At 65.6% G+C, this 22,654-nt stretch carries 20 protein-coding genes and 1 tRNA gene; 17 read left to right on the plus strand and 4 right to left on the minus strand.

Annotated features, from left to right (window positions below; all coding sequences use genetic code 11):
- Positions 1-37 precede the first annotated feature (37 nt).
- The 4 genes from G5B40_RS02055 (at position 38) to G5B40_RS02070 (ending at position 3,362) form a co-directional block, all read left to right on the plus strand.
- The gene (locus tag G5B40_RS02055; RefSeq protein ID WP_165094412.1) at positions 38-985 is read left to right on the plus strand and encodes a GlxA family transcriptional regulator; all 948 of its coding nucleotides are present in this window, start codon (positions 38-40) and stop codon (positions 983-985) included.
- 184 nt (positions 986-1,169) lie between these two features.
- A tRNA-Cys gene (locus tag G5B40_RS02060) sits at positions 1,170-1,243 on the plus strand.
- A gap of 502 nt (positions 1,244-1,745) precedes the next feature.
- The gene (locus G5B40_RS02065) at positions 1,746-2,219 is read left to right on the plus strand and encodes an adenine phosphoribosyltransferase (RefSeq protein WP_246209812.1); all 474 of its coding nucleotides are present in this window, start codon (positions 1,746-1,748) and stop codon (positions 2,217-2,219) included.
- A 12-nt stretch (positions 2,220-2,231) separates the two neighbouring features.
- A complete protein-coding gene (locus tag G5B40_RS02070) occupies positions 2,232-3,362 on the plus strand; it encodes a DNA cytosine methyltransferase (protein ID WP_165094417.1) in 1,131 nt (376 codons plus the stop codon).
- Positions 3,363-3,368: 6 nt separating this feature from the next.
- Here G5B40_RS02070 and G5B40_RS02075 read toward each other — a convergent pair whose 3' ends face one another.
- The 3 genes from G5B40_RS02075 to G5B40_RS02085 all read right to left on the minus strand — a co-directional run bounded on the left by G5B40_RS02075 (position 3,369) and on the right by G5B40_RS02085 (position 8,450).
- Positions 3,369-5,045, minus strand: coding sequence for an acyl-CoA dehydrogenase family protein (locus tag G5B40_RS02075; RefSeq protein ID WP_165094419.1), 1,677 nt, complete (start codon positions 5,043-5,045; stop codon positions 3,369-3,371).
- 150 nt (positions 5,046-5,195) lie between these two features.
- Positions 5,196-6,710, minus strand: a complete 1,515-nt coding sequence (locus G5B40_RS02080) for a gamma-glutamyltransferase (RefSeq protein WP_165094421.1) — start codon at positions 6,708-6,710, stop codon at positions 5,196-5,198.
- A gap of 102 nt (positions 6,711-6,812) precedes the next feature.
- Positions 6,813-8,450, minus strand: a complete 1,638-nt coding sequence (locus tag G5B40_RS02085; RefSeq protein ID WP_425500074.1) for a phosphoenolpyruvate carboxykinase — start codon at positions 8,448-8,450, stop codon at positions 6,813-6,815.
- Between the two features lie 327 nt (positions 8,451-8,777).
- Here G5B40_RS02085 and G5B40_RS02090 point away from each other — a divergent pair, with 327 nt between their 5' ends.
- From G5B40_RS02090 to G5B40_RS02135, 10 genes are all read left to right on the plus strand, one after another.
- Entirely contained in the window at positions 8,778-9,476 is a 699-nt protein-coding gene (locus tag G5B40_RS02090) for a response regulator transcription factor (protein WP_165094425.1), read from the plus strand.
- A gap of 10 nt (positions 9,477-9,486) precedes the next feature.
- A complete protein-coding gene (locus tag G5B40_RS02095; protein ID WP_165094427.1) occupies positions 9,487-11,268 on the plus strand; it encodes a sensor histidine kinase in 1,782 nt (593 codons plus the stop codon).
- The gene (locus tag G5B40_RS02100; protein WP_165094429.1) at positions 11,265-11,762 is read left to right on the plus strand and encodes an HPr kinase/phosphorylase; all 498 of its coding nucleotides are present in this window, start codon (positions 11,265-11,267) and stop codon (positions 11,760-11,762) included. The genes G5B40_RS02095 and G5B40_RS02100 overlap by 4 nt, the downstream gene beginning before the upstream one ends.
- A gap of 4 nt (positions 11,763-11,766) precedes the next feature.
- Positions 11,767-12,171: a PTS sugar transporter subunit IIA gene (locus tag G5B40_RS02105; protein ID WP_165094431.1), complete on the plus strand. Its 405-nt coding sequence runs from the start codon at positions 11,767-11,769 to the stop codon at positions 12,169-12,171.
- An 8-nt stretch (positions 12,172-12,179) separates the two neighbouring features.
- Positions 12,180-12,449, plus strand: a complete 270-nt coding sequence (locus G5B40_RS02110; protein ID WP_165094433.1) for an HPr family phosphocarrier protein — start codon at positions 12,180-12,182, stop codon at positions 12,447-12,449.
- Between the two features lie 95 nt (positions 12,450-12,544).
- The gene (locus G5B40_RS02115; protein WP_211907392.1) at positions 12,545-13,480 is read left to right on the plus strand and encodes a ketopantoate reductase family protein; all 936 of its coding nucleotides are present in this window, start codon (positions 12,545-12,547) and stop codon (positions 13,478-13,480) included.
- A 254-nt stretch (positions 13,481-13,734) separates the two neighbouring features.
- Positions 13,735-16,038, plus strand: coding sequence for a xanthine dehydrogenase family protein molybdopterin-binding subunit (locus tag G5B40_RS02120; protein WP_165094435.1), 2,304 nt, complete (start codon positions 13,735-13,737; stop codon positions 16,036-16,038).
- 13 nt (positions 16,039-16,051) lie between these two features.
- Positions 16,052-16,420 (plus strand): DUF4440 domain-containing protein, encoded by a 369-nt coding sequence (locus tag G5B40_RS02125; protein WP_165094438.1) that lies wholly within the window; start codon positions 16,052-16,054, stop codon positions 16,418-16,420.
- Between the two features lie 90 nt (positions 16,421-16,510).
- Complete coding sequence (locus G5B40_RS02130) at positions 16,511-17,233, plus strand: SDR family oxidoreductase (protein WP_165094440.1); 723 nt, start codon at positions 16,511-16,513, stop codon at positions 17,231-17,233.
- The gene (locus tag G5B40_RS02135; protein ID WP_165094442.1) at positions 17,230-17,970 is read left to right on the plus strand and encodes an SDR family NAD(P)-dependent oxidoreductase; all 741 of its coding nucleotides are present in this window, start codon (positions 17,230-17,232) and stop codon (positions 17,968-17,970) included. Before G5B40_RS02130 ends, G5B40_RS02135 begins: the two co-directional genes overlap by 4 nt.
- Before the next feature lie 12 nt (positions 17,971-17,982).
- On the opposite strand, the gene G5B40_RS02140 is transcribed toward G5B40_RS02135, so the two are convergent.
- Positions 17,983-19,581 carry a SulP family inorganic anion transporter gene (locus G5B40_RS02140; RefSeq protein WP_165094444.1) on the minus strand — a complete coding sequence of 533 codons (1,599 nt, stop codon included), beginning with the start codon at positions 19,579-19,581 and terminating at the stop codon, positions 17,983-17,985.
- Between the two features lie 176 nt (positions 19,582-19,757).
- Between G5B40_RS02140 and denD the strand changes: the two genes are divergently transcribed.
- The 3 genes from denD (at position 19,758) to G5B40_RS02155 (ending at position 22,651) form a co-directional block, all read left to right on the plus strand.
- On the plus strand, positions 19,758-20,720 hold the full coding sequence (gene denD, locus G5B40_RS02145; protein ID WP_165094446.1) for a D-erythronate dehydrogenase: 963 nt from the start codon (positions 19,758-19,760) through the stop codon (positions 20,718-20,720).
- A 43-nt stretch (positions 20,721-20,763) separates the two neighbouring features.
- Positions 20,764-21,645, plus strand: coding sequence for a DMT family transporter (locus G5B40_RS02150; protein WP_165094448.1), 882 nt, complete (start codon positions 20,764-20,766; stop codon positions 21,643-21,645).
- 70 nt (positions 21,646-21,715) lie between these two features.
- The gene (locus G5B40_RS02155) at positions 21,716-22,651 is read left to right on the plus strand and encodes an aspartate carbamoyltransferase catalytic subunit (protein ID WP_165094450.1); all 936 of its coding nucleotides are present in this window, start codon (positions 21,716-21,718) and stop codon (positions 22,649-22,651) included.
- Positions 22,652-22,654: the final 3 nt, after the last annotated feature.

Consider the following 22,654-nt stretch of genomic DNA (forward strand, 5'->3'; position numbering starts at 1 on the left):
GGTATCAATGCCGAAAAGCATGGAGCGAGGTCGTCAAATGGCGGACAAGCCTCAGGACGTCGTTTTTCTCCTTGTCGAGAACTTCTCGCACATGGCCTTCGCTTGTGCGCTGGAGCCGTTGCGCATCGCCAATCTCGCGGCGGAGCGGGAGCTTTATCGCTGGCATATCGCTGCGGAAAACGGCGTAGAGCAGCGTTGCTCGAACGGCACGGTGACCCGCGCGGATATCGATCTGAAAGAGATGCCGAACGCGATGCTGATCGTCGTCGCCGGTTTGAACGCGAAGCGCCACGCCACGCCGGCGATCAAGACCTATCTGCGCCGGCATGAGCGGCTTGGCTCCGGCGTTATCGGCGCGATCTGCTGCGGCGCCTATGTGCTGGCCGAAGCCGGTATGCTCGACGGACGCTCATGCGCGCTGCACTGGGGTTATCACGACGCCTTCATGGAGGATCACCCGGAGGTCGATCTCGACCCTTCGGTTTTCGTGATGGACGGACGTTATGTTTCTTCCTCGGGCGGCACGGCGGCGACCGACATGATGTTGCGGCTGATCGAGGACGCGCACGGTTCCGCGTTGTCGCGCCAGACGGCGGAGCGCCTAGTCTACACCTCGGTTCGCGCGGAGGGTGAGGGGCAGCGCCATTCCGCCAACAGCCGGATCGGTATTCGCAACGCTCGGCTCGCGAAGGCGGTGGAGTTCATCGAAAGCGATCTGGACGAGCCGATGCGAACCGCCGATGTCGCCGCGCGCGTCGGCCTGTCGCCACGCCAGCTGGAGCGGTTGTTCGGGCGCTATCTGCATTGTTCGCCCAAGAAATACCGGATGGAGATGCGGCTGAATCGGGCGCGGGAGTTGTTGCGCCAGACCGAGATGAGCGTCATCAACGTCGCCCTCGCCTGTGGCTTCACCTCGCCGTCGCACTTCTCGAAATGCTATCGGACGCGCTTCGGCTCCACGCCCTATCAGCGCGACGCGGTCTGAAGAGCGCGGCCCACTCGCCATACTCTCCGGCCCGCGGCTGCGGCCGTAGAGCGACTCGAAACCATGCCCAATAAGGTTCAGACGACCGCAAATTCCGTGGGCGCCTTCCGTTTCTGGGCGTCGTTCTCCACGCTCCCTTGCCCTTTGAGGTTCAGCCGGATATCAGACGCTGAAAGCGCTCCTGGGCGACGTGGCGGAGTGGTTACGCAGCGGATTGCAAATCCGTGTACGCCGGTTCGATTCCGGCCGTCGCCTCCAAGAAAATCCATAGACTGGCGGAACTTCGCGGGGCTCCTGGCGAGACAGTCGGCCGAATTTGACCTATTTTCAGGCGTGCGGGCGTGTCGCTGGTAACAATGGACAACTCGCATTCTGACGTCCGCCACGTGATGAGTTGAGTGACGTCAGTCAGTTTTGATTCGCATCGCAATTTCAGAATTATCTGTGCGCGTGCGCTTCCTTCGCCGCCTCGAGCAGAGCGTATCTCCTCTGCTCGCTCAGTGGCGCGATCGTCGCCTCGAATCCCGGGTGCGCGCCGCTTGCGTTTCGCCTCGACTCATCTCCTCCGCATCCATCGTGCGGCTCCTTCGATGGCCGGCCTGCTCAGCGTGAATATCGAGACCGCTCATGGGTCGATTTGGCAACCGGGGCGGCCTCGGTTAACTAGGCGTTTGATACGTGGAATATGGGGGAAGGCCGCGTGGCGACGACGATCAGGGACTATATCCGCACAATTCCGGATTTCCCCCACGAGGGGATCATGTTTCGCGACGTGACCACGCTGATGGGCGACGCGCGCGGCTTTCGGATGGCGGTGGACATGCTCGTTCACCCCTATGCCGGGCGCCGGATAGACCATGTTGCGGGGCTCGAAGCGCGGGGGTTCATTCTCGGGGGCGCCGTGGCGCATCAGCTTTCCACCGGCTTCACGCCGATCCGCAAGAAGGGCAAGCTGCCGGCGCGCGCCATCGCGGAGGAATACACGCTCGAATACGCCACGGCTGTGGTCGAGATGCACGATGACGCCATCCAGCCCGGCGAGGGGGTGCTGCTTGTCGACGATCTGCTCGCCACCGGCGGCACGGCGGCGGCCGGGGTGCGGTTGATTGAGCGGCTCGGCGGCGTGGTGATCGGCTGCGCCTTCGTCATCGACCTCCCCGACCTCGGCGGGCGCAAACGGTTGGAGGGCATGGGGCTCGACGTTCACGCGCTCTGCGAATTCGCGGGCGAGTAGGGGCGGGGGCGGGTGCCGACGTTCTACGAGTTTTTCGCCGGGGGCGGCATGACGCGGGCCGGTCTTGGACCCGGCTGGACATGCCTCTTCGCCAATGATTTCGATCCGAAGAAGGCGCAGGCCTATCGTGAAAACTGGGGTGATGCTGGGTTTCACCTGGGCGATATCGACGAGATCGCGGGCGGTGATCTGCCGGGTCGTGCCGATCTGATCTGGGGCTCATTTCCTTGCCAGGATCTTTCGCTCGCCGGGGCGGGGGCCGGGCTTTCGGGGGCGCGGTCGGGCTCGTTTTTCGCCTTCGCGCGGATCATCGGCGAGTTGGCGGCCACAGGGCGCGCGCCGCGCCTCGTGGCGGTCGAGAATGTTACCGGCGCGCTCACTTCGCATGGCGGACGCGATTTCGCGGCGATCGTCGACCGTCTTGACGAGCTCGGCTATCGAACCGGCGCGCTTGTCCTGAATGCGGATGCGTTCGTGCCGCAGTCACGACCGCGGCTCTTCGTGATCGGCGCGCATGAGAGCCTTGATCTCGGCGCGGCCCCGTTGGCCCCTGCGCCGGTACCGGACTTTCATCCCCCGGCGCTGGTCCGGGCCGTCGCTGCGCTGCCCGAGGCGCTCCGGGCGCGCGCGCTCTGGTGGGCGTCTCCGGCGCCGCCGCGGCGGAACGTCGGGCTCTCGGCGCTGATCGATGTCGAGGCGGCGCAATGGCACGATGTGGCGGAGACGGAGCGGCTGCTCTCGCTGATGTCGCCCGCCAATCTCGCCAAGCTGGCGGCGGCGAAAGCGGCTGGGCGGCGGATGGTCGGCTGCGTCTTTCGCCGCACCCGGCGCGACGCGGCAGGGCGGCGGGCGCAGCGCGCGGAGGTGCGGTTCGACGACGTCGCCGGATGCCTCCGCACGCCTGCTGGCGGGTCGAGCCGGCAGATATTGCTTGTTGTCGAGGGCGAGCGCGTCCGCTCCCGGCTGATGACCCCGCGCGAGACGGCGCGCCTGATGGGGCTTGACGACGGTTATGTTCTGCCGACCGGCGCGACCGACGCCTATCACCTCACCGGGGACGGCGTCGTGGTTCCGGTGGTGCGCCACCTTGCGGCGCATGTCTTCGAACCTGTCCTCGCCGCCGCCGCAATCCGCGCGGCCTGAGCCGGTTCAGTTCCCTTCGATTAGCCGGCGCGCGATGACTTGAGCCTGAATCTCCGCCGCGCCCTCGAAAATGTTGAGGATACGTGCGTCGCAGAGAACCCGGCTGATCGGGTATTCCAGCGCGAAGCCATTGCCGCCATGAATCTGCACGCCGTTATCGGCGTTCGCCCAGGCGACGCGGGCGGCGAGCAGCTTGGCCATGCCTGCTTCGAGGTCGCAGCGCCGCGCCGCGTCCTTCTCCGCCGCCGCGAAATAGGTGATTTGCCGCGCGAACATGATCTCGACCGCCATCATCGCGAGCTTGCCGTAGACACGCGGGAAGGCGGCGAGCGGTTTGCCGAACTGCTTCCGCTCGATCGCGTAGGACAGCGCGAGCTCCATCGCGCATTGCGCGACGCCGACGGCGCGGGCCGCGGTCTGGATGCGGGCGCTTTCGAAGGTTTTCATCAGCTGCTTGAAACCCTTGCCTTCTTCGCCGCCGAGAAGAGCGGCTCCCTTCACCCGGAAGCTGTCGAATCCGATCTCGTATTCCTTCATGCCGCGATAGCCGAGAACCTCGATCTCTCCGCCTGACATGCCCTCCGCCGGAAACGGATCGTCATCCGTCCCGCGCGGTTTCTCGGCGAGGAACATGGAAAGCCCGCGATAGTCGGATGTCTCCGAGTCGGTGCGCGCAAGCAGCGTCATCATGTCGGCGCGCGCGGCGTGGGTGATCCAGGTCTTGTTCCCGGTGACGAGGTAATCCTCGCCCTTCTTCGTCGCGCGGGTCCGGAGACCGCCGAGATCGGAGCCGGTGTTGGGCTCGGTGAAGACCGCGGTCGGCAGGATCTCCGCCGCGGCGATCTTCGGAAGCCATTCGCGCTTTTGCTCCTCGACGCCGCCGCCGAGAATCAACTCGGCCGCGATCTCCGAACGGGTGCCGAGTGAGCCGACGCCGATATAGCCGCGGCTCAGTTCCTCGGAGACGACGCACATCGCCGTCTTGCCCATGCCGGAGCCGCCGTATTCCTCGGGTATGGTCAGGCCGAATACCCCGAGCCCGGCCATCTCCTCGATGATCTCCAGCGGGATCAACTTGTCGCGGAGGTGCCAGCCATGCGCGTGCGGGACGACCTTTTCATCCGCGAAGCGGCGGAACTGATCGCGCACCATCTCGAACTCCTCGTCGAGCCCGGTGGCGCCGAAACTGGCGGTGCCCCTGCGCTCGATCATAAGGTCGACCAACCGGCGGCGGGCGGCGTCGGTGTTTCCGTCCTTGATCAGCCGGTCGATGGCCGGGGTCGCCAACACCGCGGCGTCGACGCCGATATCGGCGAGCCGGGCGATCTCGCCCTGGCTCATTGGCAGACCGCCCCTCAGCTGCGCGAGATATTCGCCGGCGCCGATGCCGAGGATCAGCCGCTCCATCTCGCCGAATTCGCCGGCGGCCCCGAGCCGCGCGGCCCAGTCGCGCATCTGGCGCAGGCATTCAACATAGGTCGCGATCCAGGCGAGGCAGTGGGCGGCGTGCTGTTCGGTCTCCAGCGCCGCGTTCGAGATGCGGGCGCCGGCGGCGACGCGCGCGCGCAGGGTCTCCCGCGCCGCGGCCAACGCCGATTCGACCGCCGGCAGCGCATCCGCCAGCAGGGAGGCGGGGTCGAATCCGGATTCCGCTTCGGCGCGGGCGAAAGTGGGCTGGCTCATCTGGAACGTCCTTTCAGGGCGCGCGATGCCGCATCGCGGAATCATGATCTTGCATCTGCGAAGGAGTTATCGCGCGCCGCCGGCGCCGTCAACGGACGCGAAATTAACTGTCTCACAAGGCGGCGGCCGGATTATTTTGTTACGCGCCGCCTAGCCGGTGATGGCGGCGCCGTCCCGACGCTCGTCGCCCGCCGCCTCCACGGCGCCTTTCGCATCCCGCGCCGCGGCGTGGACGCCGCCAAAGAACATGGAAGAGCCGTTCCAGCCACGCGCTTCGGGAAAGGCGGCGATGAGCGCGCGGCGCTCATCCCCCCCCAGGCGGTCCTCGAAATCCGCCTCCGGCCACTTCTCCACATGGAGCCGGGGCATGGAGATGGCGGCTTCGAGCCGCATGTCGCGGTCGAGGATATGAGCCGAAACCTGCGCCAGCGCGCTTCTGATCCGGTTCGAGCCGCCTGAGCCGAGCATGACGAAAGAGCCGTCCGGCAACTCGAGAGTCATCGGCGCCATCATGGAGGACAGGCGCTGATCGCAGGGCCACTCGGTCAGTTTGGCGCCGACGAGATCCTCTTCACCCAGCATGTTGTTCGGCATGATGCCGGTGCCGGGCGCGATCATTCCGGAGCCGGCGCCGTTGGAGAGGGTGAGCGCGGCGCCCATGCCGCGCCTGTCGATCGCAGAGATATGGGTCGTTCCCGTAAGGGCGGCGCGCCGCCCGGCGAGTTCGCGCCGGTAACGCTCGATGAGGTCGGGGGCGAGAAGCCGCAGCGCGCCATCCGATGGTTCGGCGTCGAGCCCGGACTCCATTCGCGCGCGCGCGGTCTCGTCGAGTGAGAGCGCAACCTCCACCGGCGCAGCGCCGCGTCGGATCAGGCGAAGCGCGAAAGCGATGAGCGCGCCGCCGAGCGCCGGCGGCGGGTTCAGGAACAGGCGCGCCGGTTCGCGCCGTTCCACCATCGGTTCGCGCCAGATCGCCTGATAGCGGCGCAAGTCGAGCGCGGAGAGATGGCCGCCGTCGAGCGAAAGGAGGGCCTGGGCGATCTCACCCTCCTGAAAGAAGCGGTCGCCCTCACGGGCGAAGGTCTCGATCACGTCGGCGAGCTCGGGGTTGCGATAGCGCGCGCCCGATTTCAGCGGGGTTTCGCCATCGCAGAAGAGCGCGCGCGCGGCGGGGCCCGCGGAGACGATGGGCGCGATGATTCGGAAAACTTCGGCCTGAAAATCCGTTAGCAGTGCGCCCGTCTTCGCCAGTTGGACGGCGAACTCCGCGAGTTCCGCGAACGGCGTCAGGCCGAGCCGCTCATGCGCGGACCAGAGCCCTCGGGCCACGCCGGGCGTCGCGATCGACGCGGACCCGATATGAAAAACCTGGCGCGCATCGCCGAAATCAGCCTCGACGGCGCGAAGATCCATCTCGCCTGGCCGGGTTTTCCGGCGCGGCGTCTGCACGAAGAAATCGAGAAGCCCGACGCGGCCGGCAGGCTCGCGAACCATCAGAAAGCCGCCGCCAAGCAGCGACGCGAGCGCCGGCTCCGCAACGCAGGCGGTCAGCGCGCCGGCGATCACCGCATCGACGGCGTTGCCGTCGGCGCGAAGAACTTCCGACGCCGCCTCCGCCGTCAGGCGATGGCCGGCGGCGACGGCGAAGGGCGCGCGGGGCTTCATGCCGGGCGCATCGCTTCTCGCGACGCGCAGTCGGCTTCCGCCAGTTCTGGGATGGAGATCCGGGCCGAGTAGCGCCCGCGAAGTCCGACATGGCGCGTCACATCATGCGGCCTTCGGCGCCGCCGCCTTCACGTCGCCACCGACATGCGCTTCGTACTGTCTGAAGTTCTTTATGAACATGTTTACGAGCTTCTTCGCCTGTGCGTCGTATTCCTCGGGCGCATGCCAGGTCCGTCGCGGGTCGAGGATCAGGTCCGGGACGCCGGGCACCGCGACCGGCACTTCGAAACCGAAATGTGGGTCGATGCGGAATTCGGCCTTGTTGAGCGAACCGTCGAGGGCGGCGGACAGCAGCGTTCGCGTGGCGCGGATCGGCATGCGCGAGCCGGTTCCATGCGCGCCGCCGGTCCAGCCGGTGTTGACCAGCCAGCAGGTCGAACCGTTGGCGGCGATCTTTTCGCGCAGGAGCGCGCCGTAGACTTCCGGCCGGCGCGGCATGAAGGGCGCACCGAAACAGGTGGAGAAGGTGGGTTCCGGATCGGTCACGCCTTTCTCGGTGCCGGCGACCTTGGAAGTGAAACCGGAGAGAAAATGATACATCGCCTGCGCCGGCGTCAGCCGGGCGATCGGCGGCAGCACGCCGAATGCGTCGCAGGTCAGCATCACGACGTTCCTCGGCACGCCGCCGCGACCGGTCTCGGACGCGTTGGCGATATATTCGAGCGGATAAGCGCAGCGCATGTTCGGTGTCAGGCTGTCATCCTCGAAATCCAGCTCTTTCGTATAGGGATCGTAGACCATGTTCTCGATCACCGTCCCGAACATCGAGGTGGTGGCGTATATTTCCGGTTCGGCTTCGGCGCTGAGCGAGATCGTCTTGGCGTAGCAGCCGCCCTCGAAATTGAAGGTTCCGTCATCCGACCAGCCATGTTCGTCGTCACCGATCAGAACCCGCTCCGGATCGGCCGAAAGCGTGGTCTTGCCGGTGCCTGAGAGGCCAAAGAAGATCGCCGTGTCAGCAGGATCGCCATGCGCGTGATTGGCCGAGCAATGCATCGGCATCGCGCCCTTTTCCGGTAGCAGGTAGTTCAGCACCGAGAACACAGATTTCTTGTTTTCGCCGGCGTAGGACGTGCCGCCGATCAGGATCAGCTTCTGTTCGAAACTGGTCGCGATCACGGTTTCCGTCCGGCAGCCATGGCGCTCCGGATCGGCCTGGAAACTCGGGCAGTTCACCACCGTGAAGCCGGGAACGAAGCTCTGAAGCTCGGCCTGTGCGGGACGGCGAAGAAGATGGCGGATGAAGAGCGCATGCCACGCGAGTTCGGTCACCAGACGTACGTTGAGACGGTGGGCGGGATCGGCGCCGCCGAAGAGATCCTGCACGAAATACTCGCGGTCCTTCATGTGCGCGAACATGTCTGCTTTCAGTCGCTCGAAGGCGTCGGCTTCGAGTGGGGGATTGTTCTCCCACCAGATGCTTTCCTTCACCGACGGCTCGTCGACAACGAACTTGTCCTTCGGCGAGCGGCCGGTGTGCTTACCTGTCGTCGCCAGAAAAGCGCCGCCGCGGCCAAGCTCGCCCTCGCCGCGCCGGATCGCGGACTCGACCAGACCGGGTTCGAGAATGTTGTAATGCACCGCGGCGAAACCGTCGGCGCCCAGGGTTTCGAGCGGAATCTCGGGGTTGTAGACTCCGGTGCGGGCTGATGGGGCGGTGGATCGGCCAGTCTCGGTCAAGGGACTCTCCATTGTGCGCACGGACGGCCGCGTGGCGCCATGCTGATCTGCATCTGCGCGAATCGCAACGCGCGAGCGGCGCTGGACCGGGTTGCAGGACGCTTGCGGCGCGGATCGCGTTCCCGATCCGCCAATTCGTCCCTTGAGTCAATCCGCCCGGTGATTCGCGAAACCTACCCGAAGGTGTGGGGGCTATATCACGCCGTCGCGCCATGCGAAGCCCCGGATCAGCACACTCGGACGGTCGACTTCTAAGCGTCTTCGCATTGCGGCCTGCGACGGCGACTTGTAAGTAACTCTGACAGAAGGGGAAGGGGAGCGCCCGATATGCCGACGATCGCGCTGGTCGACGACGACCGAAACATCCTCACTTCGGTGCAGATGGCGCTGGAGAACGAAGGCTACGAAGTCCGGACCTACACGGACGGCGCGACCGCTCTCGCCGCGATCGGGCAGGCGCCGCCGGACATGGCGGTGCTCGACATCAAGATGCCTCGCATGGACGGAATGGAGCTTCTCCGCCGCCTGCGGCAGACATCCGACATGCCGGTGATCTTCCTGACCTCGAAGGATGAGGAGATCGACGAGGTTCTCGGCCTGCGGATGGGGGCGGATGATTATGTCAGGAAACCCTTCTCGCAGCGTCTTCTAATCGAGCGCATTCGCGCCGTTCTGCGCCGGCGCGAAGCTCAGGATGACGGGGCCGAGCGGAACGAGGCCGACAAGGTGCTGACCCGCGGCCGGCTGGTGATGGACCCGCTCCGCCACGCCTGCACCTGGGGCGGCAAGCCGGTCGTGCTGACCGTGACGGAGTTTCTGATCCTGCATGCGCTCGCGCAGCGGCCTGGTTTCGTGAAGAGCCGGGACCAACTGATGGACGCCGCCTACGACGATCAGGTCTATGTCGACGACCGCACCATCGACAGCCACATAAAGCGGGTGCGCAAGAAGTTTCGCGTGGTTGACGACGAGTTCTCCTCGATAGAGACCCTTTATGGCGTTGGCTATCGCTACAAGGAGGTCTGATCGACCCGCGATGGACCGAAGCGCCAAGCGCGGAACGGCGAGACGGCGCGCGCGTCGGTCCGCACTCGGCTTCGGCGCGATTCATTTCGCGATTCGGGACTGGCTCGGCCTCGTCACTGAAGATCAGCGTCGAAGCCGGCAGAACGCGCGGGCCCGGCTCCGGCGAATCCGCAACCGGATGCGCAGGGGTGGAATTTCCCCCACGAATTCGCTTGCCCGGCGCATCGTCGCCTTCAATCTGATCGGTCTCGGGCTTCTGGTCGCGGGCGTCCTCTATCTGAACCAGTTCCGCTCCGGTTTGATCGACCAGCGCACGCAGAGCCTGGAGACGCAGGGCCGGATCATCGCCGTCGCTGTCGCCGAGGCGGCGGGGATCGGCCCTTCGGGAACGCGTTTCGACCCGGTGCGCGCCAACCTGGTTCTGAAGCGGCTGGTGGAGCCGACCGGGGTCAGGGCGCAGATCTATGACCGCGGGGGGCGCCTCACCGGCGATACGCGAAGCCTTCTGCGCGGAGCCGGCGAGATCGAAACGCAGCCGCTGCCGCCGCCGGGGGAGCGGCGAGACGAAAGCCCGCTTTCGGTCGTCGAGCGCTGGTATCAGCAAGTACTCCGGTTTTTCACCGGCTCTCCCCCGGTCTATCGCGAGACCCCGCTTTCGGGCCTCGCGCAAGAGCCGGAGGTATTCACTGCGCTCAGGGGCGGCGTCGCGCGCTGGGAGCGGATCAACTCGGAGGGTGAGCTGATCGTCTCCGTCACCGTGCCGATACAGCGTTTCAAGGCGGTGCTCGGCGTTCTGATGCTGTCGACTGAGGGCGGCGACATCGACGATATCGTGCGGGCCGAACGCATGGCCATTCTCCAGGTCTTTCTCTTCGCGTTGGCGATCTCTCTGGCGCTTTCGGTGCTGCTGGCGAACACCATCGCCAAGCCGATCCGCCGGCTTGCGGAGGCGGCGGAGGCCGGCGGCGCGCAGGAGGCGCGGCCAATCAACCCGCAACGCATCCGCTTTCCCGACCTGACCGCGCGGACGGATGAGATCGGCTATCTTTCATCCGCGCTTCGACGGATGACCGAGGCGCTCTATGACAGGATCGACGCGATCGAGAGCTTCGCCGCCGACGTTGCGCACGAGATCAAGAATCCGCTGACTTCGCTTCGCTCGGCGGTGGAGACGCTGCGGATCGCAAAGACGCCGGAGATGCAGGCGCGGCTTCTCGCGGTGATCCAGAACGATGTCGGCCGGCTCGATCGGCTGGTGACCGACATCTCCAACGCCTCCCGGCTCGATGCGGAACTGACTCGCGAGGAAATGGAGAGCTTCGACATCGTCGAGTTGATCCGCGCCATCGCCGAGATGAACGCGGCCGCGGCGGCGGAGCGCGATGCGCGCGTCGAGGTCGCCGAAGGCGGCGCGGAGTCGCTGCCGGTGAAGGGTTTGCAGGGGCGCATCGGGCAGGTCCTCCAGAACCTTGTCGGCAACGCGCTCTCGTTCACGCCGGCGCGCGGCGTCGTTCGCATCTCCGCCGAGCCGCGCGCCGCCGGGGTGCGGGTCGTGGTCGAGGACGAGGGACCGGGCGTGCCCGACGCCAATGTCGCGACGATTTTCGAGCGCTTCTATTCGGAGCGGCCCGATCACGAGGCGTTTGGCGACCATTCGGGCCTTGGCCTCTCGATATCGCGACAGATCGTCGAGGCGCATGGCGGTTCGATCTGGGCTGAAAACATCCGCCCTTACGATCAGCCGAAAGCGCCGCCGACCGGCGCGCGCTTCATCTTCGAGCTGCCGCTGTGAGCGAGACCGTCCATGCCAGCGCGGTGGTCGCCAATGGCGAGGCGCTATTGATTCGCGGGGATTCGGGCGCGGGAAAATCGGCGCTTGCGCTTGATCTGATCGCCCTCGGAGCGGGGCTGATTGCGGACGATCTTGTCGCGCTCTCACGGGTCGACGGGGTTCTGGTCGCGGCGCATCCGACGCCCGGCGCGACCGAGGCGCTGATCGAGGCGCGCGGGATCGGACTTCTCCGCCTTCCCGCCGCGGCCGCCGCGCCGGTCGGGCTTGTGATCGACCTGGCGCGGGTGGAGACTGAACGTCTGCCGCCCATTCGCCACTGGCGAGGCCTGCCTCTCCTTCATCGCCCTTCTCCGCTCCACCCCGCGGCGCTCCTGGTGACGCTCCGGGCTGGCGGGCCGGAGGATCCGGAGGCGGCCGTTCCGTCGCACTTGCGCCCGGCGCCGCCGCGGCCCAAGCTGTTAACGAATGTAGGGGAGTCGGCCGAGAACGGATGAACACATGATCGGAATGGTGATCGTGGCCCATGGCGGCCTCGCAAGGGAGCTTCTGGCGGCGACCGAGCATGTCGTCGGACCGCTGGATGACGCCGTCGCCGTCTCCACCGGACCGGAGGACGATCTTGCCGCAAAGCAGGCGGAGATCGACGCGGCCGTCGCCGGCGTCAACCGAGGCGACGGGGTCGTCGTGGTGACCGACATGTTCGGCGGCACGCCCTGCAACCTGGCCATCGGCTGCATGGGCGCCGCCGGGGTTGAAGTGATCTACGGCGCGAACCTTCCGATGCTAGTCAAGATCGCCAAGGTCCGCGCGCGCCCGCTCGACGAGGCGGTCGACGCCGCGATCGAGGCTGGGCGAAAGTATATCGACGCCGCCGGCCGGATGCTTCAGGCCAAAGCGGTCTGAGTCTGGGCGTGACGACGCGCAGACTTCTGATCCGCAATGAGAAAGGGCTTCATGCTCGCGCCTCCGCGCGCTTTGTCGAGACCGTGGAGCGTTTCAACGCCGCGGCGCGGGTCGAGCGGGACGGGCTCGTGGTGTCGGGCGATTCGATCATGGGGCTGATGATGCTGGCCGCAGCGCAGGGTTCCGTCATCGAGCTCACCACCAGCGGAGAGGAGGCCGAGGCGCTGATGGAGGCGCTCGACGCTCTCGTCGCGGATCGTTTCGGCGAGCCGCGATGACGCTCGCCCAACATCGGGGCCGCGCCAGCGGATCCGCATCATGCTCCGCGTGAACGGCAGACGCAGATGACGAGACGCATACAAACGGGAAGAGAATGATGAAGATTCTGATGCTCGGGGCTGGCGGGGTTGGTGGCTATTTCGGCGGAAGGTTGGTCCAGGCCGGGGCAGACGTCACGTTTCTCGTCCGCGAAGGACGGGCGGCGCAACTCCGGGGTGGTTTGCGAATCGAGAGCCCCAATGGCGATGCGACCATTCCGGTGAAGGTCATCACGGCCGACGCGCCGAAAGCGGAGTTCGACGTCATTATCCTCTCGTGCAAGGCTTATGGTCTCACCGGTGCGCTTGAAGCGATCGCGCCGTTTGTTCGGGAAGGCGTCGCCATTCTGCCGTTGCTCAATGGCTTCGGCCATCTGAAGCAGATCGAGGCCAGATTTCCGGACGCCATCGTCTGGGGGGGTATCGCTGGCGTTGCTGCGTCGCTTACGGAGGACGGCGTGGTTCGCCAGATGCTCGCCTTTCAGACCATCGGAGCGGGCGTGCGCGCGGGACGGTCCGATGGACAGGCGACTCTCGAAAGTTTGGTGGCGGCGTTGAAGCGGGCGGGGATCGACGCCGCCGTCAGCGACAACGTCGAACGCGCGATGTGGGAGAAATGGTGTTTCCTCGCCACGCTGGCGGCTTCGACCTGCCTGATGCGGGCGCCGATCGGTGAGATCCTGGCTACGGATCACGGCGAAACGCTGATCACGGGGCTGTTTGAAGAATGCAACAGGACCGCATCGGCGGAGGGCTGGACGCCGGCGCCGAAGCCCACGCAGGATTATCGCGACAAGCTGCTTGAGCGCGGCTCAAATTTCACCGCGTCCATGATGCGGGACATGGAATCCGGCCACGCGACGGAAGCGGATCATATCATCGGCGACATGATTGCGCGCGCCCGACGACACGGTCTGGAGACGCCCCTGCTGCAGGTCGCCTACAGCCGGCTCCAGATCCACGAAACTCGACGGCGCGCCTCGGGCGACTGATCGCAAGACCTGATTGCGCGGCGCCGCCGCCTGAACGGATCGGCGCGTGTTTCAGCGCGGCTTGCAGTTGATTTCAGGCGCGAAATTGATTGCGGGGGCGTTCACTGCGCCGCGCCGCATGACATGACGTCATCCAACATGCGCGCGATATGCCGAACCCAAAAAATCCGAGACGGGGGCTGGCGGTGGACGCTCATACGGGTATCGTCTGCGCCGAGTTTCTTTACGTCATCCGATCCGAAATGGAGCCCGCAATGAGCAAGTTCGGCATCAGCCAGCCCGTCCGCCGCAAGGAGGACACCCGATTTCTAACTGGCGCGGGGCGCTATCTCGACGACATCAAAGCGACGGACGCGGCGACCGCGGTCTTTCTGCGAAGCCCGGTGGCCCACGCGGAGATCGTCTCGATCGACACGGAGGCGGCGAAGGCTGCGCCTGGCGTGATCGGAGTCTGGACCGGCGCCGATCTTGACGAGAAGATCAGGAACTCGCTGAATTTCGCCGTGGTGCAGAACCGCGACGGCTCCAATGGCGCGGCCGGGCGGCGGCCCTGCCTCGCCTCCGGCCGCGTGCGCCATGTCGGCGAGGCGGTGGCGATGGTGGCGGCTGAAACAGAGGCGGAGGCGCGCGACGCGCTGGAGCTGATCGACGTCGAGTATAATGAGTTGCCGGTCGTCGTGGACACCGATCGGGCGCTGGCGGAGGGGGCCGAAACCCTGCACCCGGAGGCGCCGGGCAACATCGCTTTCGACTGGGCCAAGGGCGACGACGACGCGGTGCAAGCGGCCTTCGCCGAGGCGGCGCACAAGGTCTCGATCGACATTGTCGACAACAAGGTGATCGCGCATTCGATGGAGACACGGGGCTGCATGGCCTCATGGGACGGAACGGATCTGCGCGTCAGCTATGGCGGGCAGGGGCCCTGGGGCGTACGCGACGAGTTGGCGGAGATTTTCAGCCTCGACAAGGCGAATGTGCATGTCAGCCACCCCGATATCGGCGGCGGTTTCGGCACCAAGACCTTCATCTATCCAGAATATCCGGCTGTCGCGCTGGCCGCGAAGGAAACCGGCCGCACTGTCCGCTGGATCGCGGAGCGTTCCGAGGGCGCGCTGACGGATGTGATGGGGCGCGACCATTACACAACCTGCGAGGCGGCGTTCGACAAGGATCTGAAGCTGACGGCGATGCGCTTCGACGCCGTCGCCGGGATGGGGGCCTATTGCTCCACCTTCGCGCAGTTCATCCCCTCGGAGCTGGCGCTGAAGGTGCTGACCGGGGCCTATGACGTCCAGACGGTGTATTTCGCCTGCAGGGGTGTCTTCTCGAACACCACTCCGGTTGACGCCTATCGCGGCGCCGGTCGGCCGGAGCAGATCTACGCGCTGGAGCGATTGATGGACCACGCGGCGCGCGAGATCGGAGTCGATCCGGCGGAGCTGCGCCGGAAGAACTTCGTTCGCGAGTTTCCCTACACCTCCGCGTCCGGCGAACTCTACGATGTCGGCGATTTCGATCGGGTGATGGACCGCGCGCTGAAGGAGGCGGACTATGAGGGCTTCGCGGCGCGCCGGAAGGCGGCGGAGGCGAACGGGAAAGCGCTCGGCATCGGGCTTTGCTATTATGTCGAGAGCATCCTTGGCGACCAGAATGAAAGTGCGCACATCGAGTTCGCCGAGGATGGCGGCGTAAATCTCTATGTCGGCACCAAGTCCACCGGGCAGGGGCACGAGACGGTGTTCGCGCAGTTCCTCCATAGCCGCTCCGGCATCCCCTTTGAGAAGATCAGGATCATCGAGGGCGACACCGATCGCATCGCCAAGGGCGGCGGAACCGGGGGGTCCCGCTCTGTCACCATGCAGGGAAGCGCGATCAACGCCGTCGCCGACACGATGATTGAGGCGTTCCGCCCGCTGGCCGAAGATGAACTGGAGGCCGCGGCGGCCGACATCGTCTTCGAGGATGGCGTGTTCCGCGTCTCGGGCACGGACAAGACGGTGGAGGTGATGGCGCTGGCCGATAAGGCGAGGAAGGAAGGCAAGGCGGAACTGCTGAATCATCAGGGTGAAAACACTGTTCCCGGCCGTTCCTTCCCGAATGGCTGCCACATTGCAGAGGTCGAGGTCGACCCCGAGGTCGGTTCGATGAGGGTCGTGCGCTACACAGTCACGGACGATTTCGGTATCCTGATGAACCCGATGCTGGCCGAGGGGCAGGTTCACGGCGGCGTCGCGCAGGGCATCGGCCAGGCGATCATGGAGCGCGTCGCCTATGACGAGGACGGCCAGCCCCTGATGGTCAGCTTCATGGATTACGCCATGCCGCGGGCGAACGACCTCTCTGCGATCACCTTCACGCATGAGGGCACGCCCTCCACCGCCAACGCCATCGGCATGAAAGGCTGCGGTGAGGCCGGGACGGTAGGCGCGTTGGCTGCGGTGACGAACGCCGGGCTGGACGCGCTGGCGACGCTCGGCGTCAACCATGTCGACATGCCGATGACCCCGGTCCGGGTCTGGGAATGGATCGAGGCGGCGAAGGCGAAGAAGGCGGCCTGAGCGGGCGCGGGCGATGGCGGCCCCGACGCTTGCGACGCTTCTCGACCTAGAAAGGAAGGTCTGGGAGGCGCTGAGGGCAGGCGACGCGGCGGCGGACGCCCGGCTTCTCGCGGCGGATTTCATTGGCGTCTATCCGAGCGGCGTCGAAGGGCGCGAGGGCCACGCGGCGCAGCTTGCGGCGGGGCCGACCGTCGCCGCTTTCGAAATCCGCGAGCCGAAGATGATCCCGCTCGGCGATGACGCCGCCCTTCTGATCTATCTCGCGGGATTTCACCGACCGGACGAGCCGGAGACGGAGCGGGGAATGTATGTAAGCTCGCTCTGGCGCCGGCGCGGCGCGGGGTGGGCGAACATTTTCAGCCAGGACACGCCGCTGGACTGACGGCCGCAAAAGCGACGGAATGGCATGAGCGCCACTTTCCGCCCGGCGAGCCGGCGGATAGACAGGCGGAAACTCAGGAGGAGAGACCGGATGAGACTAAAAGGCAAACGCGCGCTGGTGACGGCGGCGGGGCAGGGAATCGGGCGCGCCTGCGCCGAAGCTTTCGCGGCCGAAGGCGCGGAGGTGTTCGCGACCGATGTGAAGGCGGAGCTTCTGAGCGACTTCAAGGGCGGCGAGACCTTTGTGCTCGATGCGCTCGATCCGGATTCGATCAGGACGGGAGTCGCGAAGGCGCGACCGGACGTGATCCTGAACGCCGCCGGCTTCGTCCATGCCGGCACCATCCTCGACGCGACGGAGGAGGAATGGGAGTTCGGCTTTAACCTCAACGTCCGCTCGCAGTTCCGGGTGATGAAGGCGGCCCTGCCGGGGATGATCGAGCGCGGCGGCGGCTCCATCGTCAATATCGGCTCGGCCGCCGGCGTCCATGTCGCGGCGCCGAACCGCGCGATCTACGGGGCCACCAAGGCGGCGATCGAGGGGCTTTCGGCCGCTGTCGCGCGCGATCACATCACGCAGGGAATCCGCGTCAACATCATCTGCCCCGGCACGGTCGACACGCCCTCGCTGCATGATCGGCTGCGCGCGACCGGTGACTACGAGCAGGCGATGAAGGATTTCGTCGCCCGCCAGCCGATGGGCCGGCTCGCCGGGCCGGAGGAGATCGCCCGGCTCGCCGTTTATCTCGCCTCTGACGAAAGCACCTTCGTCACCGGGCAATCGCATCTGATCGATGGAGGATGGTCGCTGTGAACGCATACGATCTCAAGGGCCGCAAGGCCATCATCACCGGCGGCGCGCAGGGCATCGGCCGCGCCATCGCCGAACGCTTCATCGCTTCCGGCGCGACCGTCACGATCTGGGATGTGGATCGCGAAACGGCCGAGGCGATGTGCGCCGAGACCGGCGCGAACTTCGTCACGCCCGAACTGACGGACTGGGAGGCGGTGCAGTCCGCCGCCGCGCGTTCGAACGCCGAAATGGGTGGGATCGACATCCTCGTCTGCAACGCCGGCGTCGCGGGCATGAACACCACCGTCGCCGACTACCCGGTCGAGGAATGGCGACGGGTGCTGGATGTCAACCTCAATGGCGTCTTCTACTGCTGCAAGGCGGTGAGCCCGATCATGGCTAAGGCGGGTTATGGCCGCATCGTCAACGTCGCCTCGATCGCCGGCAAGGAGGGGAATCCGAACGCTTCCGCCTACTCCGCCTCGAAAGCCGGCGTGATCGCGCTGACGAAATCGCTTGGCAAGGAACTTGCGGATCGTGATGTCGCGGTGAACTGCATCACCCCGGCGGCCGCGAAGACGGCGATCTTCGACCAGATGACAGAGGAGCATATCAATTACATGCTCTCGAAGATCCCGCGCGCGCGCTTCGTCAAGGTCGATGAGATCGCGGCGCTTGTCGCTTGGCTGGCCTCGGAGGAGAACAGCTTCACGACAGGCGGCGTCTTCGACATTTCCGGCGGCCGCGCGACCTACTGATCCGTCCGGCCGCTAGTGACCGCCGGCGTGAACTCCGGTTCTCACGTTGTAATCGACGGCGACGCCGTATTCGGGGTCGTCGTCAGCCGCCACCACCAGCTGCCCGGCGCGATGTAGCAGCCGATGGCATTCATGGCTGAGATGGCGGAGCTGTAGCGTCTTCCCCTCCGCCTCGTATTTCGCCGCGACCGCCTCGATCGCCTGCAGCGCGCTCTGATCGGCGACGCGACTGTTCATGAAATCGACAATCACCACTGCGGGGTCGGTCTCCGGCTTGAATAGCTCGGCGAAACCAGCTGCCGAACCGAAGAACAGCGGCCCCTGGATGGCGTAGACCCGTGCGCCCTCGGGCGTGTCGTGTCGGACGGCGTGAATGCGGACGGCGTTCTGCCATGCGTAGACCAGCGCCGAGACGATGACGCCGACGATCACCGCGACCGCAAGGTCGGAGACGACGGTGACGATTGTAACCAGTATGGTGACGAAGGCGTCGGCGCGCGGAACCCGCCGCATGATCGTCAGGCTCCGCCAGGCGAAAGTGCCGATCACGACCATAAACATCACGCCGATCAGCGCGGCGAGCGGGATCTGCTCGATCAGACCGGAGGCGAAAAGGATGAAGGCGAGGAGGAAAAGCGCAGCGGCAATCCCCGCGAGCCGGGTCCGTCCACCTGACTTCACGTTGATCATCGACTGGCCGATCATCGCGCAGCCGCCCATGCCTCCGAAGAATCCGGTGATGACGTTGGCCGCGCCCTGCGCGACGCATTCTTTCGAGGCGCCGCCGCGCCCGCCGGTCATCTCGCCAACGAGGTTAAGTGTCAGAAGGCTTTCGATCAGGCCAATGGCGGCGAGAATGACGGCGTAGGGAAGTATGATCTCCAGTGTCTCCAGGTTCAGCGGAGCCATTGGAATGTGGAACGCCGGGAAGCCGCCCTGGATCGAGGCGAGGTCACCGACGCGGGGCGAATCGAGATCGAGGCCGATCACCAGCGCCGCGACGACAAGGATGCCGGCGAGCGGCGCCGGGACAATCGTCGTGAAACGGGGCAGAATCCAGATCACCGCCATCGTGAGCGCGACGAGGCCAAGCGTCATCGTGAGCGTGGCGCCGGTCATCCAGGTCATCGCGCCGTCCGGGCCGGCGATCTTGAACTGCCCGACTTGCGCCAGCAAGATGACGATGGCGAGGCCGTTGACGAAGCCGAGCATCACCGGGTGCGGCACCAGCCGGATAAACTTGCCGAGTCGGAAGACCCCGGCGGCGATCTGCAGCACCCCCATCAGCACGACCGTGGCGAAAAGGTATTCGACGCCATGCGTTGCGACGAGCGAGACCATCACCACCGCGAGTGCGCCGGTCGCCCCGGAGATCATGCCCGGCCGCCCTCCGAATACGGCGGTGATCAGCCCGACCAGGAAAGCGGCGTAAAGACCAACCAACGGATGAACGCCGGCGACGAATGCGAAGGCCACCGCTTCCGGCACGAGCGCGAGGGCGACGGTGAGGCCAGCGAGAATCTCGATGCGAAGCCGCGGGCCGTCGAGCGGCAGATCCGGCGGCGAAAGGTCGATGCGCCGCGCGAACGCCGCAAGGTCGGGTCTAGTCACTGGTAATTTCCTGATTTCCGCGCCGTCGCTTCGCGGCGGGCGCAACCTTATGGGAAGAATTGCTGCAGCGCAACATTAGCCCGCCGGCCGCTGACGGTGGAGAGAGGTTGCCACCCGCCGGATTTAGGGCGCTTATGGCCCGCGAAACGTGAACAAGCAGATGGGAAGGAAATCACATGCGTGTTCTGATCACCGGTGGCGGCGGATTTCTTGGCGTGAAGCTGGCGAAGGCGCTGGCGAAGAAAGGGGAGATTCGCGGCCGCGAAATCACCCACATGACACAGGCTGACCTTTTCGCGCCCGAGCCGGTCAAAGCGGATTTCGAAGTCGAAGGCGTCGCGCTCGACATCGGGGATCGGGCCTCGGTGGACGCGGCTTTCGCGGCCAAGCCGGACGCCGTCTTTCATCTCGCCGCGGTCGTTTCGGGTCAGGCCGAAGCGGAGTTCGATATTGGTTTGCGGGTCAACCTTCACGGCACGTTGAACATCCTGGAGGCGGCGCGTCACGCCGGCAACCAGCCGATCGTGGTGTTCACCTCTTCGGTCGCGGTCTACGGCGGCGAGATCCCCGACGTCATCGACGATTTCACCATTCTCAATCCGCAGACTTCCTATGGCGCCCAGAAGGCGGCGACGGAGATGATGCTGACGGACTACAGCCGCAAGGGCTTCATCGACGGGCGCGGCCTTCGTTTGCCCACGGTGACGGTGCGACCGGGCAAACCGAATGCCGCCGCGTCCTCGTTCATGTCCTCGATCTTCCGCGAGCCGCTGCAGGGTGAAAGCGCGAACTGTCCGGTCTCTGAGGATTACCCGATCTGGTTCTCGGCCCCGCGCACCGTCGTCGCCAACCTCGTGCACGCAGCCGAACCGCCGGCCGAGGCGTGGGGCGAGAATCGCTGTCTTGCGCTTCCCGGTCTCACCAACACGGTGCGCGAGATGGTGGAGGCGATGACGAACGTCGCCGGCTCCAACGCCGCCGGGCTGATCACCTGGAACCCGGACCCGTTCGTCCAGAAGATCTGCGATGGATGGCGCGCGCACCTGAAGCCCGAAAAGGCGCTCCGTCTGGGCTTCCACCAGGACAAGAGCTTCGAGGACAACATCCGTTGGTTCATAGAGGACGACATCAGACGGTGAGCCGGCTGGTCGCCAGGCACGAACGATCCGGGGCGCCGGGGAGATGATACGCGCGCGCGAAGACCGGCCGAGTTTCGCCATCGCGATCATCCTCTCGGCGTATCTCTGCTTCACCGGCATCGATACAGCGGCGAAATGGTTGGTCGAATCGGGGTTGCCGGTCGTCGAGGTGGTGTTCATCCGCTATCTTGGCCATTTGCTCATGGTGGTCGCGCTCTTCGCCCCGACAGAGGGGCGCGCGCTTTTCCGCATGCGGGCCCCGGGTCTGGTGTTGATCCGGGGCGTGATGCTGCTCTGCGCGACCTTCGCCAATTTTACCGCCCTGCAGTATCTGCCGCTAACGGTCACCAACTCTATCTTCTTCATCTCGCCGCTGGTGATCACCGCGCTCGCCGCGCTTTTCCTTGGCGAAATGGTTGGACCGCGCCGCTGGGCCGCGATCGTGATCGGTCTTTTCGGGGTTCTGGTGGTCACCCGGCCCTGGGGCGCGGCCTTCCACCCGGCGATGTTCGTCGCCCTGGTGCCGCCGACCGCCAGCGCGATCTACACGCTGGCGACTCGACGCCTCGCCGGGACGGAGAGCCCGGATACGATGCAGTTCTACGCAGCCGTCATCCCGGTGCTGGCGCTCATTCCCTTCGCCTTCGACGACTGGCGCTGGCCATCTGAAGGGTGGGGTTGGTTCGCCTTCATGATGATCGGGTTTTTCGGCTGGCTCGGGCATCAGCTCTTCACCCTGGCGCACCGCTATGCGGGAGCCTCGGTGCTGGCGCCGCTCAATTACACGCAGATTGTCGTGATGTCGCTTTCGAGCTGGCTTGTCTTTCATCAGCCGCCGGACCGGATGACGATCCTTGGCGCGGCGATCATCGTCGCGAGCGGGATCTACGTTTGGCTGCGTGAGCGCCGCATCGTCCGCCCCTGATCCCGACGCCGGGCGCTTGTGACCGGGCGCGCCGGCGCCTATAACCGGCGCGACGCGACCGGAGGCCGACTTGTTCGCACATCGCCACCTTCTCGGCATCGAGGCGCTCGGCCGGGCAGATATCGAGACCATTCTCGACCTCGCCGAGGACTACGTCGCCCTTTCCCGTCAGCGCGACAAGAAGCGGGCGGTGCTGAAAGGGCTGACGCAGATCAACATTTTCTTCGAGAATTCGACCCGAACCCAGGCGAGTTTCGAGTTGGCCGGCAAACGCCTCGGCGCGGACGTGATGAACATGTCGCTCGCCTCCTCGTCGATCAAGAAGGGCGAAACGCTGATCGATACGGCGGTGACGCTAAACGCGATGCATCCCGATCTTCTAGTCGTGCGCCATCAGCATTCCGGCGCGGTGGCGCTGCTGGCGAAAAAGGTGAACTGCTCGGTGATCAACGCCGGCGACGGACGGCACGAGCACCCCACGCAGGCCCTCCTCGACGCCCTGACGATCCGCCGCCACAAGGGGCGGCTGCATCGGCTGACGGTCGCGATCTGCGGCGACATCAATCACAGCCGCGTAGCGCGCTCCAACATCACGCTTCTGAACCGGATGGAGAACCGCGTCCGGGTGATCGCGCCGCCGACGCTGCTGCCGACAGGGGTGGGGCGTATGGGCGTCGAGGTTTTTCACGACATGCGAAAAGGGCTCGAAGGGGTCGACGTGGTGATGATGTTGCGCCTTCAGCAGGAGCGGATGCAGGGCGCCTTCATCCCCTCGAACCGCGAATATTTCCATCGGTTCGGACTCGATGAGGAAAAGCTGAGCCATGCGCGGCCAGACGCCATCGTGATGCATCCCGGCCCGATGAACCGCGGCGTGGAGATTGACCCGAACGTCGCCGACGACCCGAAACGCTCGGTGATCCAGGAGCAGGTCGAGATGGGCGTCGCCGTCAGGATGGCGGTGATGGACCTTCTGGCGCGCAATATTCCGAACATGGCGGCCTGAGCG

The organism is Pikeienuella piscinae, assembly GCF_011044155.1.
Taxonomy (GTDB): domain Bacteria; phylum Pseudomonadota; class Alphaproteobacteria; order Rhodobacterales; family Rhodobacteraceae; genus Pikeienuella; species Pikeienuella piscinae.

Excerpts from the sequence above, each read along its gene's own strand:
- G5B40_RS02055 (WP_165094412.1), top strand. The coding sequence starts at position 38 with ATGGCGGACAAGCCTCAGGACGTCGTTTTTCTCCTTGTCGAGAACTTC.
- G5B40_RS02065 (WP_246209812.1), top strand. The coding sequence starts at position 1,746 with ATGTTTCGCGACGTGACCACGCTGATGGGCGACGCGCGCGGCTTTCGG.
- G5B40_RS02075 (WP_165094419.1), bottom strand. The coding sequence starts at position 5,045 with ATGAGCCAGCCCACTTTCGCCCGCGCCGAAGCGGAATCCGGATTCGAC.
- G5B40_RS02080 (WP_165094421.1), bottom strand. The coding sequence starts at position 6,710 with ATGAAGCCCCGCGCGCCCTTCGCCGTCGCCGCCGGCCATCGCCTGACG.
- G5B40_RS02090 (WP_165094425.1), top strand. The coding sequence starts at position 8,778 with ATGCCGACGATCGCGCTGGTCGACGACGACCGAAACATCCTCACTTCG.
- G5B40_RS02095 (WP_165094427.1), top strand. The coding sequence starts at position 9,487 with ATGGACCGAAGCGCCAAGCGCGGAACGGCGAGACGGCGCGCGCGTCGG.
- G5B40_RS02105 (WP_165094431.1), top strand. The coding sequence starts at position 11,767 with ATGATCGGAATGGTGATCGTGGCCCATGGCGGCCTCGCAAGGGAGCTT.
- G5B40_RS02115 (WP_211907392.1), top strand. The coding sequence starts at position 12,545 with ATGATGAAGATTCTGATGCTCGGGGCTGGCGGGGTTGGTGGCTATTTC.
- G5B40_RS02120 (WP_165094435.1), top strand. The coding sequence starts at position 13,735 with ATGAGCAAGTTCGGCATCAGCCAGCCCGTCCGCCGCAAGGAGGACACC.
- G5B40_RS02125 (WP_165094438.1), top strand. The coding sequence starts at position 16,052 with ATGGCGGCCCCGACGCTTGCGACGCTTCTCGACCTAGAAAGGAAGGTC.
- G5B40_RS02130 (WP_165094440.1), top strand. The coding sequence starts at position 16,511 with ATGAGACTAAAAGGCAAACGCGCGCTGGTGACGGCGGCGGGGCAGGGA.
- denD (WP_165094446.1), top strand. The coding sequence starts at position 19,758 with ATGCGTGTTCTGATCACCGGTGGCGGCGGATTTCTTGGCGTGAAGCTG.
- G5B40_RS02150 (WP_165094448.1), top strand. The coding sequence starts at position 20,764 with ATGATACGCGCGCGCGAAGACCGGCCGAGTTTCGCCATCGCGATCATC.